A 16,916-nucleotide genomic window follows, 5' to 3' on the forward strand; every position below is an offset into this window, starting at 1 on the left:
GCGCGACAGGTCGCAGCAGGGTAAATTGGCTTTGCCGTCCATACATCATTCCTGAACGCCCTGCCGGGTCCATCGGTTCATCGGATGATGAACAACACTCGTGATGGCGCTTCAAAAACTGCTGCGCACCGCTGCGCAGGTTTTTGCCGGAGAGCACGGATACCTTGTGGCGCACAGGCGCCAGAGACGTATTGTAGTGGATTCTGGCGCGATGTCAAGAGGGAAAATTGACCTGGGCACACTCACGATTGGACTGGGACCACACCGCATGCGTGAATGTGAACGCCCGCGCTGAACGCACAAAGCCTCGCTCACACGGGGCTGGTTCGGCGCATCCGCGCACCCCGGAGGAGAGGGCGCCCACGCTCTTCGCCAGACGGTCGCGGGCGATCACTCCCCCACACTCGTTCCCCGTCGCCAGCGGACATCGCACTCACTGCGAGCGCCAAGAGCGCGTTGCAGCACGTCGAGCAGCGTTGCGCTTGCGCCGCGTTCCTCAAGGAGCGCCAGCGTCTCGCGGTTGAGGTAGAAATCGGTGTCCTCGATGCTTTCCATCTCCAGGTTATCGAACAACACGCGCATCTCTTTGCCCGTGACGACACCAATCGGCGCATCGCTCTGCGCATCAGCGATGACAAACTGATCGTCATCCCTCAACGGCGGGCTGAACAGGTCAGCAATATTGATCCGTAGCGGCAAAACGCGAATAGGCGGCGTCGGCTCCTGAAGCGTCACCGGTTCATTATCCTCGTGCAGGAGCGTCTCGACAATCACACGCGCAGCGTCGGGGCGACCAATGTTGCGCGTGTTTTCCCGCATGCGCGCCAGGCGTTCGGGATTCTGAAGCAGACGATCAATTTTGTACGCCAGCGTCGTCATTTGGTTACAGCGCAACGCCACCCCTTCTTCGAGCAAATGATCGCTGTTGCGCTCCTCCTGACCGGGGATCGGCGCAATGATCACCATCGGCAGCCCGGCTGCCATGGCTTCCGACGAGGTCAACCCGCCGGGCTTGCCGATCAGGATGGTTGCAATGCGCATCAACACATGCATGTCATCGGTGAAACCAAGCACGCGGAAACGCTTCGCCTGCGGCTCGACCAGTTCGACCAGCTCTGCGCGCAATTCTTCATTCCTTCCGCACACGACAATCACCTGTGATGGCGTGCTCATCTGCAATATCTGCTGCACTGCCTCACGCGCCGGACCGATCCCCGCAGCGCCCGCCGAGAGCAACAACGTTGGCAGATCAGATCGCAGATGGTAGCGTGCCAGCGCCGCATCCCGGTCGACTGGCTCCTCGAACGCCGGATCGACGGGAATGCCGGAAATAGTAATCCGATCCTCCGGCAGCCCAAGCGCCATCAGGTGCACTTTTGTTTCTTCCAGTGCCACGAAGTAGCGGTTAAACCGCGGGCTGAGCCACATCGAATGAAAGTCGTAATCGGTGGTCACGATCGCAAGGCGTGTATCGAGGGTTTCCTCCGCCAGCAACTGCGCAACAATGCCGGCCGGCATAAAGTGTGTGCAGACGGTGATTGTCGGTTTGAACTCACGGATGAAGCGCGTCAGCGGGTCGGCGTTGATCCGGTCGAACAGCAACCGGAAAGCGTCGGTCTTCCACGGTTCGTCGCTTGCCTGATACCACCAGCCAACGAGTTGGGGCCGTTCTTGTACCAGGCGCAGGTAAAGGTCGGAGTAGAAAGCGCGGTACAGTTCGTTGGTGCGTTCAAGAGCGTCAAGGTTGACCAGTTCCGCCACCTGCGGCGATTGTCGGAAGACCTTTTCGAGCGCGGCGGCGGCGGCTTTATGCCCCGAACCGGCGCTGGTGGACAGAATAAGGATGCGGTGGTTCACTATCGATCCTTCCCGTGAAAGCAGCCCAGAGTATTGTACCCGGTTGTGAACCGACACTCAAGAGGCATACCGGAGGGAGACGCTTGCGAAACGATAGGCGTTGCCACGACCTGCTGGCCGCACCCCGTCAATCCAGGGTTCAAGGGCGGACAGCACGCATCATGAGCATGGAGGGCGTGCATGGCGCTGGGATGCACCGTTTTCCTCTCACCCCCTGCCCTGAACTCTCCCGCGTGCGGGGGGCAGGGACTGGAGCCGCACATCATTATCGAGATGACCCCTGAACCCTCCCGCGCGCGGGGGGTATGGTCCTGATGCGGAAATCGCGAGTTTGCCAGAATCCTGAACCCTCCCGCGCGCGGGGGGCAGATGTTTCAATCCAATAATAGTTGACGCAAATTCCCTGAACCCTCCCGCGCGCGGGGGGCAGGGGGACTTGCGCCGCGCGCGCGGGTCCGTCCCCCTGTGGGAGTGCCGAGGTTCGCTTGGAGGTTAAAACAAATCCAGGGTAGATGCAGACAAAATGCCTGTGTGCCCGGGAAAAACGCGAACAGTCGCCGTCGGAGACAATGGCGCCGCTGAGAGTGTATCTGAACCGGTCGATCAGGCAGGCGAAGGCGGCGCCTTTGCCTGCCCAATTGCGCCGCGTAAGGCGGGTTTTCCGATCCGTTCTAACGCAATGCCGATGCTATGCGAGGCAATGCATCAAGCGGCAAGACGGTGATCTGCGTGGTGAGGGCGTACTCCTGCCTCCCTGGATAGATGACCCACAGGTGTTCCAGACCCAGGTCGCTCAGGGCAATACGCATCGAACGGGTGACGCCAGGAGCATCGGCATATTTGATCTCGAACCCATAACGCCTGCCGCGGAGATGGACCAGCAGATCGAGTTCGGCGCCGCTATGGGTTGCCCAGAAATATGCATCGCGCGTATCCAGCAGTCGAATGATCTGTTCAACAGCGAATCCCTCCCACGAAGCGCCCAGTTTGGGATGCGACTGAACGTCAGCCAGCGTTTCCAAGTGCAATAGTCCATGCAAAATGCCACTGTCCCGGATGTATACTTTAGGCGACCTGACCTGTCGCTTCCCCAGATTCTCGAACCACGGCGGCAGCACACGCACCATATACGCGCCGCCCAGAATATCCAGGTAGCGTCGTGCAGTGGACTCGGATGCGCCCAGCGAGCGCGCGAATTCGGCGGCGTTCCATTGCTGACCGTGAAAGTGGGCGACCATTGTCCAGAAGCGGCGCAGGGCTTCCGCAGGAATAGTAATCCCCAACTGCGGAATATCGCGTTCCAGAAATGTTCGGATGAACGCCTCGCGCCATGCCATACTGCTTGGATCGTCATCGGCGAGAAACGACCGGGGAAAGCCGCCGCGCACCCAAAGCCGGTCGCGTTGCGCCACGCCTACTTCGGTCAGATCGAACCCTGAAAGATCCACGAATCCGATGCGACCCGCCAACGACTCCGACGCGCTGCGTACAAGATGCGGCGAGGCGAATCCCAGGAGCAAAAACCGGGCGTTGTTCTGTGGACGATCAACCAGCACGCGCAGCAACTGGAAGAGATCAGGGCGTTGCTGCACCTCATCGATGATGATCAGCCCGGAGAGGGTTTCTAAAACGGTCAACGGCGCAGAGAGACGCCGTATATCCACCGGATTTTCAAGGTCAAAATAGGTAGACGCTTGCTGCTCGCCAACCATCCGCGCTACCGTCGTCTTGCCGCATTGTCGCGGACCCAGAAGGGCGACAATCGGGTGGATCGCCAGCAGGCGCGTAATCTGATTGATAACCGTAGGGCGTGGAATGAGCATAGCCCCACTATAATTCTTGAAAATCCCTATGTCAAGTATGGATATTCAAGGATCTATCCCCCCGCTTGCCGCAACCCTCACCTTCCCGACAACTGCGGCTTCCTGTCCGGCAACCAGAATGGGACGACCGGTTGATGGGTCGTACACAATGAGCAACAGGCGGTAATCGCCAGGCGGCGTGGCGGCATCGAGCGTCAACGGGATGTCCTGCCGCACTGCTGCACCGGGCTTCCAGGCAGGTACAGGAAGCCAATCGCCGAGTACGCCGTCCCACTGCGCCCATTTGCGGTTTTCATCATCCAGCACCTGGAACGATACCATTGGTGACCGATCCTGGTTCTCACGGTCGCCGGTTGCACGCCAGAAGACCTGAACGTTCAGACGTTCACCGGGGGAGAGTGGCGTCACAGGAGTCACGCCAGGCGGGGGTGATTGGCGCTCCAGAACAATCTGTTCCAGCGCCAGGCGCAACTCGTCACACATCAGCGGCGTTCCGGCGAGAAGTGCGCGCTGATGCGCGGGGAGCGGCGAGGCGTCAGATCGGGCGCGGGCAGTTTCGACCGAGAAGAAGACCGGCTCGAAGGTCGCCACGGCGCCCTCGCTCATGGTCATGGTAAAAAGCGGCGCCTGCGCAACGACCGCACCGCCGCTATAGATCGCCAGAACGCCAAAGTAGCGACCGTCGGGAGGATTTACGGCGACATCGGCTGCCAGCATCGGTGCAGGAGCGCCATTCATTCGCGCTTCGGAAGCGCCGCGTGCCAGATCGAGCGCCAACCGCCATTCACCTTCCAAAGGCGCAGCAGCCAGCAACCGCGCGATGCGCACCGGCGCATCGAACGTATCGCCGATAATAATCACTTCGTAACGCAAGGCGTGATTGCCTGGATTTGCCAGACTTGTCGATAGAACGATCTGATCGCCCTGTTGTTCGCTCGTTGCGCTCCATGCCACGCGCGTTATGTCGAGCGATGTCGAGACCGGCGTCGGCGTATCGGTTGGGGACACAACAGCATGCACCAGCGCCAGCGGCGCTGTGGGGATGACCTGTACAGTCGAACTGCTCCCTGTTTTGATCGTTGTAACCCCTGCCTCTAGCGAGAGCGTTGTGGTGGTATGCCCCTGACGCAACATTACCGTCTGCGCTTCCAGCGCTGCCAGCGTCAGGCGCAACGTCGCTGCGTGCGGCATCTCCAGAGTAAAGGGTTCGTTGGGCGCAATGACGCGATTGTGCCCGGCACGTCGCCAGATTGCCAGCGATGCGGGCGATTTTGGATCGACTGCTGCAATGACATAACTCTCGCTGCGTCCCAGAACAAAGGTGGCATCCGGCGGCATTTCGTAGAGAGCAATCGCGCTACTCCGCCAGCGCTCCTTCGCGCCAACGTCCAGGGGCCAGGGGTCCTCGCGCGCTGCCAGCACGACATAGTTCGGCGTTTCGCCAGGAGACCAGAACGATTGCGCAGCATACGCGGCGGGAACCCGTCCCCAGAGTTCCTTGCCATACAGCATTGTCGCCAGCATACCATTGATCGGTCCGGTCAGGGTCTCGTCGCCGCTCAACAACACGGTCGCGCCATGCGGCAGTTGCGCCGCTACCCGGTCGAATGCAGCAATATCACGGGTGAAGATTGCCGGTCCGCGTATATGATCGGCGACCGTCAGCGATTGCGACCAACCGGTGCAGGCAAGGATCAGCAGAGCAGCGCTGGACGCCAGCAGCATCCCGGTGCGCTTTGTCCATTGGGCGATTCGTTCTACCCCTGACGCAGTCAGCCCCCAGATGACGAACGAAGTGTACGCAGCGCCTTTCATAAAGCCATATTCATACGGTCTGCCAAAGCGTAGCCAGATCAACGCTGCTGCGACGGCAGCAATGGTCAGTGTCCAGCGTAATCGCGTGCGTTCACCGGCATCAGCGTCATTGCGCCACCGGTGCGGCAGAACCAACGCTGCACATCCCGGCAACACCGTCGCCAGCAGCGCAACTCCGATCAGCAACGAAGGTGGTTGATCACCGTCGTTAGACAGGCGAAATGCGGTCAATCCCAGGATTTCATCGACGCCGATAAACCGATCCGGTCCGATTTTTGGCTCGATCAGCGAGTAGCGAAAACTGAACCCCTCGAAGTAATCCTGAACCGCCAGCGCAGACGCAGCCAGGGTCAATCCGGCAAGTGCCAGCGCCGCCAGCGCCAGCGAGATCGGCGTCGTGTACGGCTGCGGATGACGCCATGTTTCGAACAGACGCGCCGCTCCTGCGGCTGAAATGAGCGGAACGGCGATAACCAGCGCCGGATAGTAGGCGATGGGTATGGCAGCCAGAGCGATTGCCGCCAGCAGCGCTCCACGCCATGCCGCCAGACGACGCTGTGCCAGATCATCAACGGCTGCCAGCCCGGTGGTGAGCGCCAGCGCCAGTAGACACCAGGCGGACATCTGCATCCCGAAGTTGAAATAGCCGATCCAGAGCATCAGCGAGGTCAGCGCGGTGAGCGTTGCTCCCAGAAATGATCCGACCCGCCCTGCGTCCATCGTTGCGCGCAGCCAGACATACATCGCCAGTACAGCCAGCGCACGCATAAACGCAATGACAGGCGCGAATGATGCCAGTGCGCTGGCGCCGCTGAAGATCATCGTCATTCCATGAAATATCGAAAAGCCAAGGGTTAGCCCGATTCGCGGTGGATGCGTCACAAGGTCGCGCAGGAGACTCTGTGGCGCTTCCGGAATGCGCGGCAGGGAATAGTCGATCAGGTGCTGCGCCATCGGCAGGTAAGCCTCGGTATCCCATCCGCGCCCAATGATCGTTGGATAGCCGTACTCGAGCAACGGCAGGATGCCTGTCAGCAGCGCCAGCAATGGTGGGATCAGCGCCTCTGGTTGGGCACGCAACCATGCCAGCGGTTGTGGCGGCCCCTCTGCACGCCAGGTGAGAATGTTCAGAACGGTGGCGCCGATCAGGATGACTGCCACTGTCCAACGCAAGTTGAGCACCAGGCTCGCCAGCATGAACCCGCTCCAGAGCAGGACGACATAGCCGATCAGCGGCGTCAATGGCGCGCGGAATGATGCAAGCGACGGTGGCAACGCCAACCGCGCCGCACCCCATCCGACGTAGCAACACAACACCGCTGCTGCAATCAGAATGAGGCTCAGTTCGGCAATGAACGACATGGTGTTGGACTACTCTGGCAATTGGCGAGGAAGCGTCCTGGCGGATATATCCGCCAGCGCTGGGGTGCAGTCGATAGCCAGGAGATAAACCGAAGAGAGCCATTGATACGCATCGGAAGAATGCACAAGATGTTCAACATACGGCTTGTTCTGTGATACCAGCATATATGCTCTCAGTGAAGGAACAGGACGATAGCATGGCGTCTGGTCTGGCATTGCCAATCATAGGGGGAAATCGGCGGTTCTGCAAGCGGGAGGGGAAAGACGCACAGCGCGTATCGCGCAGGGAGAGGGATGAGTAGCATGGCTTCGTGGACCGTCGCGCGCTGCGAGGCACACGAGATTGAGGCTCGAACGAGGAACGTAGAAGATACAGGCAGAAGACCATTCCGCTCCTTGCGATCTCCGCTGTGCAATCGTCTCGACCGCGGAACACCATCGACGAATTGGAATCTGCCCGTCGCCGGTTCTCCATACCGTCTCACGAGTCCTGAAACCTGACCCCTGATCCGGTGCTCAGTTCTCGGTTCTCAGCGCCCCTCCAAAGTCTGGTATGATAGAAACAGTCTATCGCTTCGCACATCAGGGATCGACCAATGACCTCCAACCGTTTTGCGTTCTTCAACGGGGAATTTGTTCCAATCGAACAGGCGCAAGTCAGTGTGATGACTGCGGCGCTGAACTATGGTCTCGGTGTCTTCGAAGGCATTCGCGCCTACTGGAATGCCGATGATGGTCAGTTGTACGTTTTCCATCTCCGCGAACACATGGAACGTCTGAGACGCTCGTGCAACATCATGTTCATGAATCTGCCCTACAGCGTCGATGAACTGTACGATCTGACCGTAGAACTGCTTCGACGTGAAGCCTTTCGTGAGGACGCCTATATTCGTCCGCTGGTCTTCAAGAGCGACCATACTATCGCTGTTCGCCTCAACAATATGACCGACGCCTTTGTGCTCTACGCCGTTCCCTTTGGTCAATACATTCCCGGAACGGCAGTGCGCGCATGCGTATCCTCCTGGCGGCGCATCGAGGACAATATCATGCCATCGCGCGCAAAGGTCTCCGGTGGGTATGTGAACTCGGCGCTGGCGAAGACGGAGGCGCTACTCAACGGCTACGATGAAGCGATTGTGCTCGGCGGCGACGGGCAGGTCTCGGAGGCGAGCGCGGCGAACCTGTATATTGTGCGCAACGGCGCTCTCATTACGCCGCCGATCACCAGCGATATTCTCGAAGGGATCACCCGGCGCGTGGTGGCGCACCTGGCGCAGGCGGAGCTGGGTGTGCCGGTGATCGAGCGACCCATCGATCGCACCGAGTTGTATGTGGCGGAGGAAGCCTTCTTCTGCGGCACCGGCGCCGAAGTCAAACCGATTATCGAGATCGACCGGCGACCGGTGGGGAGTGGCGCTGTTGGCGAGATTACTGCGCGCCTGGCGGAATTGTATAGCGCTGTGGTGCGTGGATGCCTGCCCGCCTACCGCGCTTGGTGTACGCCGGTGTACATCGACGAAGGAGCATGACTATGGCGGAAGCGTTGCTGATCGAAGCGGTTCGCACGCCTGTTGGGAAGCACGGGAAGGCGCTGCGAGCGATCCATCCCGTTGATCTCCTTGGTCAGCACATCGCTGCGCTCCTGGCGCGCGTCGGCGTCGATCCCGCCGCTATCAACGACGTTATCGCCGGGTGCGTCGGTCAGTCAGGGGAACAGTCCGCCAATATCGCGCGCAACGCCTGGCTTGCCGCCGGTCTGCCCGAGTCGATCCCGGCGACGACCATCGACCGGCAGTGCGGTTCGAGTCTCCAGGCGATCCATTTCGCGGCGCAGGGGGTGATGGCAGGTGTATACGACCTGGTCATCGCTGCTGGCGTCGAGTCGATGACGCGCGTACCGCTTGGCGCCTCGATTGCGGTCGGTCCTGGAACCCCGCTCAGCCCACGTCTGGCGCAGCGCTATGGTCTGGATCGCGGTTGGTTCGATCAGGCGCGTGGTGCTGAGCGGATCGCGCGTGAGTGGCGTTTGACGCGCGAAGACCTCGATCAGTATAGTCTGCGCAGTCACCGCCTGGCTGCCGCAGCGCGCGACGCCGGTCGCTTTGCGACCGAAATCATCCCGGTTGCACTGCCGGGCGGAGGTGTATTCGATGCTGATGAGGGCATTCGCGCCGACACATCGGTGGAGCAACTCGCTGCTCTCAAGCCGGCTTTTCCCGACCTGGACCTGATCACGGCTGGCAACGCCAGCCAGATTTCCGACGGTGCGGCGGCGGCGCTGATCGCGTCTCCGTCAGCCGCGCGCGCGCTGGGGCTGCGACCGCGCGCCCGATTCGTCTCGTTCGCCGTTGTTGGCGTCGATCCGGTGACCATGCTCACCGGGCCGATTCCGGTGACGCGACGCGCATTGGAACGGGCAGGTCTCCGTGTTGAGGACATCGACCTGTTTGAAGTCAACGAAGCCTTTGCACCGGTCGTGCTGGCATGGCAGAAAGAGATCGGCGCGCCATGGGAGCGAGTTAATGTTAATGGCGGCGCAATTGCGCTCGGACATCCGCTGGGTGCAACGGGCGGACGAATGATGGCGACGCTCGTGCACGAACTGGAGCGGCGTAGCGGACGATACGGGCTAATTGCCATCTGCGAAGGGGGCGGCATGGCGAATGCAACGATTATCGAGCGCGTGTAGACATTACCCTACTCCGCATCGAACACTGCATCGACACTCACAGCAAAGCCGTCGAGCAATCGGGGAACCGCCTGTTCGCTACGACGGAACACGCCAAACGTGCTGTATACGTCGTGCTCCAACGCCAGGACCGTGATTGTTTCGTCCAGGGGGTTGACAATCCAGTATTCAGGTATGCCCGCCTGTGCGTAATCGCGTGGTTTTTCGACTGTGTCACGCTCTGGATGATCAGGGCTTACGATCTCGACAACGAGATCGGCGCCCAGCCAGAACTCGTTCTGATTTCGTGGATCGCGGGCATCGCAGAGAAGCATGATATCCGGCTCACGGAAAGCGCCCGGACGCACTCGCAGCCGTAACGGGGCATAGAATACGGCGCCGCCCCTGGGTTGCACGAACGCGAGCAAAGCGAGCACGAGAAAGAGTGAAATCGCTTGATGCTTTCGCGTTGGCATGGGCAACACCTCGATAACGCCGTCGGTAAACTCGATGAGGCGGTTGGTCTGCCGGGCGAGGGCGAGGTACTGCTCCTCGCTCCATAAACCCTGCAAGGCGTCCAGGTCAATGTCAAGGCTATCGGCTGCGCGTACCATGCGAAGCTGACCTGTCGATGCTGGGGCAGTCATAAAACATCTCCGTTATAAAGAATTATGCTCATTTGTAGATGAGAATATCGCTCCTGAACGTCTCAAGTGCGCAGTGCTGTATGCTGGCAGTATAGTCAAGCATTCCGAGACGCGCAAGGTGTCCACTATGCTGAACCGCTCTGCCTCTGCGTGCAACAATGCGGTGAACGGATCTGACGGAGCACTGTGCATACAGGGATACACGGACAACGAGACGACGTGCGCGATTCCTGATTTCAGGCTTCTGGTGCTCGGTTCTCGGTTCTCAGTTCTCAACCATTTGTGAGCATTTCTTTCGACTTCCCACGATTATGCCCGTTGCATGATTCCGCATACTGATGTAATATCCTGAATAATTCCAAAGGTTGCGACGGATGTATACTCCGCACCCTTTTTTTGCGTCGCAGCCCGATGGAATACAGGTCTTCACAAAAGGGGGAAACATTATGTCTAAAAAATGGGTCTACCTTTTCACCGAAGGTAATGCGTCGATGCGCGATCTCCTCGGTGGCAAAGGCGCTGGCGTGGCTGAGATGACCCGTACCGGCGTGCCTGTTCCTCCAGGTTTCACTATTACCACCGAAGCATGCAACGAATACTACGCGCGAGGCAAGCAGTTCCCCGAAGGTTTGTGGGAACAGACCCTCGCAGCGCTGAAAGTGATCGAAGAACAGGTCGGCAAGAAGTTCGGCGACCCGGACAACCCGCTGCTTGTATCAGTTCGATCTGGCGCACGCGAGTCGATGCCGGGTATGATGGATACCGTCCTTAATCTTGGTCTCAACAAAGAGACGCTCGCGGGACTCGCTCGCCTCACCAACAACCCGCGCTTTGCTGCTGATGCCTACCGGCGATTCGTTCAGTTGTTCGGCAAGATCGTGCTCGGTGTTGATGGCGAGAAGTTCGAGCATGTCATGAGTGAGGCGAAAGGCAGGGATCGCCAGGATACCGACCTGACCGCCGAAGAATTGATGCAGATCGCCGAGACGTTCAAAGCGATCATCAAAGAAGATGCCGGGGTCGATTTTCCGGAAGACCCTTATGAGCAATTGCGGATGGCGATCACGGCGGTCTTCAACTCCTGGATGGGACGCCGCGCCGTCGATTATCGCCGCGTCTACAAAATCCCGGACACGCTCGGCACCGGCGTGAACGTGCAGACGATGGTGTTCGGCAATATGGGCAACGACAGCGCAACCGGCGTTGCCTTCACGCGCAACCCGGCAACCGGCGCCGATGAACTGTACGGCGAGTATCTGGTGAACGCACAGGGTGAAGATGTGGTGGCGGGCATCCGCACGCCCAAACCGATCAGCAAACTGCGCGAGGAAATGCCGGAGGTGTACGAGCAGTTTTCCCAGATCGCCAAGATGCTCGAACGGCACTACAAAGATGTGCAGGATGTTGAGTTCACCATCGAGCGTGGTAAACTCTGGATGCTTCAAACGCGCAACGGTAAGCGCACCGGTATGGCCGCAGTGAAGATTGCAGTCGATATGGTCAACGAAGGGCTGATCGATAAGCGCACCGCACTCCGCCGCGTCCAACCGGAGATGCTCAACCAGTTCCTCTTTCCAATCGTCAATCCCGCTGCTGCCGAGCACGCCACCAGACTGGCGCGTGGACTGGCCGCCGGTCCCGGTGCTGCCCAGGGACGCATCGTACTCGATCCCGACGAAGCGGCGGCGCGCTCCGAGCAGGGTGAGCGTGTCATTCTAGTGCGCACCGAGACGGCGCCGGAAGATTTTCATGGCATGGTTGCGTCCCAGGCAATCCTGACGGCGCGCGGTGGCTTGACCAGCCACGCGGCGGTGGTGGCGCGTCAACTCGGCAAGTGCTGCGTCTGCGGTTGTGGCGACCTGGAGATTGACTATAAGGCCGGCGCCGTTCATGTGCATGGAACTGATGTCATCCTGAAGGACGGCGACTGGATTACGGTCGACGGGCACTCCGGCTGGGTCTATGCCGGTCAGGTCGAAACGCAGGAAGCCGAAGTCATTCAGGTCATTCGTGGTCAGATGAAGCCGGAAGACTCGAAACTCTACGGCTACTTCACCACGTTCCTGAGTTGGGCAGATGAAGTGCGTCGTCTGGGAGTGCGCGCCAATGCCGACACGCCGACCGATGCGCGGGTGGCGCGACTCTTTGGCGCTGAGGGCATCGGTCTGTGCCGAACCGAGCACATGTTCTTTGAGGGCGACCGTATCGACGCCGTGCGCGAAATGATTGTGGCAGACACGCCGGAAGATCGGCGCAGGGCGTTAGCAAAGATCGAGCCGCTCCAGCAAGGCGACTTCGAGGGTATTTTTGAAGTCATGGACGGACTGCCGGTGACGATCCGCACGCTCGACCCGCCGCTCCATGAATTCCTGCCGCACGGCGACCGCGAGATCGAGGAACTGGCGCACAAGATGGGCATCGACGTCGCCACGCTCAAAGCAAAGATTGAGGGCCTGCGCGAGGCGAACCCAATGCTCGGCTTCCGTGGCTGCCGTCTGGGCATCGAGTACCCCGAAATCACCGAGATGCAGGCGCGCGCCATTTTCCATGCCGCAGCCAATTGTCAGGCGCGCGGCATCAAGGTGCATCCTGAGATCATGATCCCGCTCGTCGGCGATGTGAGTGAACTGCGCATGCAAGGTGATATTGTGCGTCGCGTCGCCGATGAAGTGATGGCGGAAACCGGGCAAAAGATCGATTATCTGCTCGGCACCATGATCGAAGTGCCGCGTGCCGCACTGACTGCCGACAAGATCGCAACGATTGCCGAGTTCTTCTCCTTCGGCACCAACGATCTGACGCAGATGACGTTCGGTATGAGCCGTGACGATGCAGGACGTTTCCTACCGCTCTATGTCGAGCGCAAACTTCTGAAGGACGATCCGTTCGAGGTGCTGGATCAGGAAGGCGTCGGGCAACTGGTGCGCATGGGTGTCGAGCGTGGACGCAGCACCCGCCCCGATCTGAAGACCGGCATCTGCGGTGAGCACGGCGGCGAGCCAGAGAGCGTGAAGTTCTGCCACCGCGTCGGTCTCAACTATGTGTCGTGCAGCCCGTACCGCGTCGTCATCGCCCGGCTCGCTGCGGCGCAGGCAGTTCTCGAAGAACAGAAGTAGGGCTGTCGGTGGGGACGGTTCATTGCACCGTCCCCACTCCATGGTAATATCTCAGTGAGTCATACCAATGACGCTTGACGATGCCGCATGCTAGTCATTCCGAGCGCAGCGCGGAATCTGAACGGGTCGTGCAAGACCCCTCGCGCTGCTCGGGGTGACCATGCCGGATGTGCACAGGGAATTGGTATGAGAGGCGCGGGGTGCGAGGCGCGAGGCGCGAGACGCGGGGTGCGAGGCGCGAGGCGCGGGGTGATACCAATGACAATTGACGATGCCGCCTTCTTGTCATTCCGAGCGCAGCGCGGAATCTGAACGGGTCGTGCAAGACCCCTCGCGCTGCTCGGGGTGACCATGCCGGATGTGCACAGGGAATTGGTATGAGAGGCGCGGGGTGCGAGGCGCGAGGCGCGAGGCGCGGGGTGCGAGGCGCGAGGCGCGGGGTGCGAGGCGCGAGGCGCGGGGTGATACCAATGACAATTGACGATGCCGCCTTCTTGTCATTCCGAGCGCAGCGCGGAATCTGAACGGGTCGTGCAAGACCCCTCGCGCTGCTCGGGGTGACCATGCCGGATGTGCACAGGGAATTGGTATGAGAGGCGCGGGGTGCGAGGCGCGAGGCGCGAGACGCGGGGTGCGAGGCGCGAGGCGCGGGGTGATACCAATGACAATTGACGATGCCGCCTTCTTGTCATTCCGAGCGCAGCGCGGAATCTGAACGGGTCGTGCAAGACCCCTCGCGCTGCTCGGGGTGACCATGCCGGATGTTCGCGGGTAATTGGTGTCATATGTAGGCGCTTGTATATTGAAGCGTCGCCGCAGGAAGAGCGTCGCGCTGAACGTAGCGCCATTCCTCACAGACCCGTCTGTAAATCTCCACCGTCATCTGCGCGATGGTCTGCCAGTTGTAGCGGGCGCCCACCTCGCGAAACGCATTTGTTGCGCGTTGCTGCGACCAGTCGGGGTGCGCCAGCGTATGCCGGATGCCCCACGCGAGCGAATCGACATTGTTCGGATAGACGGTCAATCCCGTTTCGTGGAGTTTCACCACCTCAGCCAGTCCGCCGGTGTGCGCCACGATCACCGGACACTTCGCCGCCATTGCTTCCAGGGCGACGATGCCAAACGGTTCATAGAGCGATGGGAATACCGCAGCATCCGCCGCATGGTACAGCCGATCCCGCTCATCATCGCTGATGCGACCGGTGAAAAGAATGGAGTCTGCCAGTCCCGCTCGCTGTGCGCGCTCCCGCAGTGCGTCGAGGTATGCGCCGACGCCGGCGATCACCAGGCGTGCTTGTGGGAATTGCATCAGCACCTGCGACCAGGCATCGACTAGAAGGTGTAATCCTTTTTCGTAGACAATCCGCCCGACGGAAAATACCAACTGCTGATCGTCGCGCACAAAACGACGACGAAATGCCAGTCGCTCCTCATCACTGTCAAATGGCGCGGGCCGTATCACAACGCCATTCGGCACGACCTCAATCTTCTCACGCGGGGTATCGAAGGCGGTACAGATTTCGTGCGCCATAAAGTGCGAGCAGGCAATCACCCGGATTGCCTCGCTTGCCAATAACCGTTCCAGACGATCAATCTGAATCGAGAGATCGGTCGTCAGATGCCCTTGCTGCCGCCCACGTTCCGTTGCGTGGATCGTTGCCAGCAACGGCGCATGGCAGAAACGCTTGAGGGTCATGCCCGCAGGCGCGACCAGCCAGTCGTGCGCGTGGATCAGGTCAAATCCGCCGATCCGACAGTGCAGATCGAGCGCAGCGTGTCGCAGGGCGCTATTCAGTTCCTGCGTGAGCGGAAAAAATGTGCGATCCGCAACCGGCGGAATAGCCACCCGGTGAACGTACACACCCTGAGCGGTGCGCTCTTCACTGGCGCCATGGTGGAGGTTTGGTGTAACGATATGAACCTCAACGCTAATCTGCGCCAGCGCGTCGGTCAGATCCGTCACGTGGCGCCCCAGACCCCCCACCATATGCGGCGGGTACTCCCAGGACAACATCAAAATCCGCATAGACCCTCGACAAAAAGAACCGGCTGCTGTTTTGCAGCACGCGATAACACACAATCTGGTGCGCGTCATCACGCGATACAAACAACAGCCGGGACGATCATCGCACCGAGGCGAGTTTCTTCTGCTATTGTTAAGATTATACCATAACCGGTTTAGGATGTCACCTTTCAAACAAATGACAATATCACGATACGATTCTTATCTCTTGCTCATCCTCCGTTGCAGAGCGGATGGAAAGCCCTGCTGATCTTCTGTTTGAATAACGCCCGATCAGGTGTCATAGCGCTGCCATATATGCGATGAATGGCGCCTTAGCACGGTCACTTCGCCGGGATTGCTTCAATCTGATATAATTGCTAATCCGTAGCATTCTCTCAGTTATCACATCAATCGTCGCCCTGTCAGGGCAAAGGATGCCATCTGTGTTCAAAAATCGTCTCCTGCTCTCGATCAGCGCCGGTCACTTTGCTGTTGACGTGCTCAATAGCGTCGTTCCTGTGCTGCTGGCGGCGCTGGCTGCGCCGCTCGCGCTGAGCAATGCTCAGATCGGTCTGGCGTTGACGCTCCACATTTTTGCCGGTGCGCTGTCGCAACCACTCTTCGGTTGGCTGGCGGATCGCTTCAGCAATCGTCCGGCAGCGCTGGCCGGCGTGGGGGTCGCCTGGATGGCCGTGTGCCTGGCGGCGATTTCCGTTTCGATGAACTGGACATTGATCGTTCTGCTGGTCGGCTTGATGGCGCTGGGGTCCGGACTCTTCCACCCGATTGGAACGGCAAGCGCGGCGGCTTCCGCTCCTGCGCGCGCTGCTAGCGCAACCGCGATCTTTTTCTTCAGCGGGCAATTGGGTCTGTCGCTGGGTCCGCTCCTTGGGGGCGCATTACTTGGCGTTACGAATGGCGCACTGCCGATCCTGGCACTGACGGCGCTGGCGCTCGTTCCTGCCGTTTTTCTGTTTGCTGCGCCGCGACCGGTCATCCCGGTGGGTGGAACAACGCGCGCCGCACATGCGGCAGTCCGTGTCGGGGTGGCAATCCTGGCGGCGTTTGTTGTTCTGGTGGCGCTGCGTTCATCGATCCAGTCGGTGTTTATGTCGTTCCTGCCGAAACTCTTTGCCGATCGCGGGTGGGAACCGGTTGCCTACGGTGCGATCGCGGGCATCTTTATGTTCGCTGCCGCAATCGGCAATATCATCGCCGGGGACATCGCCGACCGCTTTGGCATGCGCGCTGCCACTATCTGGCCCCTGCTCGTCAGTGTTCCTGCCGGGCTGACTTGCCTCTGGTCGCCCTCGCCGTTAACGGCTTTCATTGCCTGCGGCGTCGCCGGTATGGTTATCGGTGGGCAGCATAGCGTGCTGGTGGTCCACGCGCAGCGACTGTTGCCGGTGCGTCAGGGGTTTGCTGCCGGGTTGATCCTGGGGTTCACCTTTGCGACCGGCGGTATTGGTACGGCGCTGGTGGGGGCGCTGGCAGACGTGGTAGGATTGCTCCCTGCGATGCAGGGCGCGGTTCTGCTTGCGCTCCCCGCTGCTGCCCTGGCACTCACGCTGCCTGGGCGCGAGTCGGTAACGGCGGTGGCGGCAGCGGCTGAGGCTTAAGGTT

Annotated in this window: 9 protein-coding genes; 4 read left to right on the top strand and 5 right to left on the bottom strand. The window is 60.0% G+C overall.

Features of this window, described 5'->3' with window-relative positions; genetic code table 11:
• Positions 1-390 precede the first annotated feature (390 nt).
• From RCAS_RS12765 to RCAS_RS12775, 3 genes are all read right to left on the bottom strand, one after another.
• Positions 391-1,857 (bottom strand): MGDG synthase family glycosyltransferase, encoded by a 1,467-nt coding sequence (locus tag RCAS_RS12765; protein ID WP_012120980.1) that lies wholly within the window; start codon positions 1,855-1,857, stop codon positions 391-393.
• A gap of 671 nt (positions 1,858-2,528) precedes the next feature.
• Positions 2,529-3,680, bottom strand: coding sequence for an ATP-binding protein (locus RCAS_RS12770; protein WP_012120981.1), 1,152 nt, complete (start codon positions 3,678-3,680; stop codon positions 2,529-2,531).
• A gap of 45 nt (positions 3,681-3,725) precedes the next feature.
• A complete protein-coding gene (locus tag RCAS_RS12775) occupies positions 3,726-6,857 on the bottom strand; it encodes a hypothetical protein (protein ID WP_012120982.1) in 3,132 nt (1,043 codons plus the stop codon).
• 596 nt (positions 6,858-7,453) lie between these two features.
• On the opposite strand from RCAS_RS12775, the gene RCAS_RS12780 reads away from it, so the two are divergent.
• Entirely contained in the window at positions 7,454-8,386 is a 933-nt protein-coding gene (locus tag RCAS_RS12780) for a branched-chain amino acid transaminase (protein WP_012120983.1), read from the top strand.
• Between the two features lie 2 nt (positions 8,387-8,388).
• Complete coding sequence (locus RCAS_RS12785) at positions 8,389-9,546, top strand: thiolase family protein (RefSeq protein ID WP_012120984.1); 1,158 nt, start codon at positions 8,389-8,391, stop codon at positions 9,544-9,546.
• Positions 9,547-9,554: 8 nt separating this feature from the next.
• On the opposite strand, the gene RCAS_RS12790 is transcribed toward RCAS_RS12785, so the two are convergent.
• Positions 9,555-10,172, bottom strand: coding sequence for a Uma2 family endonuclease (locus tag RCAS_RS12790; RefSeq protein ID WP_012120985.1), 618 nt, complete (start codon positions 10,170-10,172; stop codon positions 9,555-9,557).
• Between the two features lie 446 nt (positions 10,173-10,618).
• Here RCAS_RS12790 and ppdK point away from each other — a divergent pair, with 446 nt between their 5' ends.
• Positions 10,619-13,288 (top strand): pyruvate, phosphate dikinase, encoded by a 2,670-nt coding sequence (ppdK, locus tag RCAS_RS12795; protein ID WP_012120986.1) that lies wholly within the window; start codon positions 10,619-10,621, stop codon positions 13,286-13,288.
• 781 nt (positions 13,289-14,069) lie between these two features.
• On the opposite strand, the gene RCAS_RS12800 is transcribed toward ppdK, so the two are convergent.
• The gene (locus tag RCAS_RS12800) at positions 14,070-15,314 is read right to left on the bottom strand and encodes a glycosyltransferase family 4 protein (protein ID WP_012120987.1); all 1,245 of its coding nucleotides are present in this window, start codon (positions 15,312-15,314) and stop codon (positions 14,070-14,072) included.
• A 413-nt stretch (positions 15,315-15,727) separates the two neighbouring features.
• On the opposite strand from RCAS_RS12800, the gene RCAS_RS12805 reads away from it, so the two are divergent.
• Positions 15,728-16,912 (top strand): MFS transporter, encoded by a 1,185-nt coding sequence (locus RCAS_RS12805; protein WP_012120988.1) that lies wholly within the window; start codon positions 15,728-15,730, stop codon positions 16,910-16,912.
• The last annotated feature ends 4 nt before the right edge of the window (positions 16,913-16,916 follow it).

The sequence above is a fragment of the Roseiflexus castenholzii DSM 13941 genome (genome assembly GCF_000017805.1).
In the GTDB taxonomy this organism is placed as follows: domain Bacteria; phylum Chloroflexota; class Chloroflexia; order Chloroflexales; family Roseiflexaceae; genus Roseiflexus; species Roseiflexus castenholzii.

Bases quoted from the DNA above. Each gene is read 5' to 3' on its own strand.
- RCAS_RS12790 (WP_012120985.1), bottom strand. From the start codon at position 10,172: ATGACTGCCCCAGCATCGACAGGTCAGCTTCGCATGGTACGCGCAGCC.
- RCAS_RS12775 (WP_012120982.1), bottom strand. From the start codon at position 6,857: ATGTCGTTCATTGCCGAACTGAGCCTCATTCTGATTGCAGCAGCGGTG.
- RCAS_RS12805 (WP_012120988.1), top strand. From the start codon at position 15,728: ATGCCATCTGTGTTCAAAAATCGTCTCCTGCTCTCGATCAGCGCCGGT.
- ppdK (WP_012120986.1), top strand. From the start codon at position 10,619: ATGTCTAAAAAATGGGTCTACCTTTTCACCGAAGGTAATGCGTCGATG.
- RCAS_RS12780 (WP_012120983.1), top strand. From the start codon at position 7,454: ATGACCTCCAACCGTTTTGCGTTCTTCAACGGGGAATTTGTTCCAATC.
- RCAS_RS12770 (WP_012120981.1), bottom strand. From the start codon at position 3,680: ATGCTCATTCCACGCCCTACGGTTATCAATCAGATTACGCGCCTGCTG.
- RCAS_RS12785 (WP_012120984.1), top strand. From the start codon at position 8,389: ATGGCGGAAGCGTTGCTGATCGAAGCGGTTCGCACGCCTGTTGGGAAG.
- RCAS_RS12800 (WP_012120987.1), bottom strand. From the start codon at position 15,314: ATGCGGATTTTGATGTTGTCCTGGGAGTACCCGCCGCATATGGTGGGG.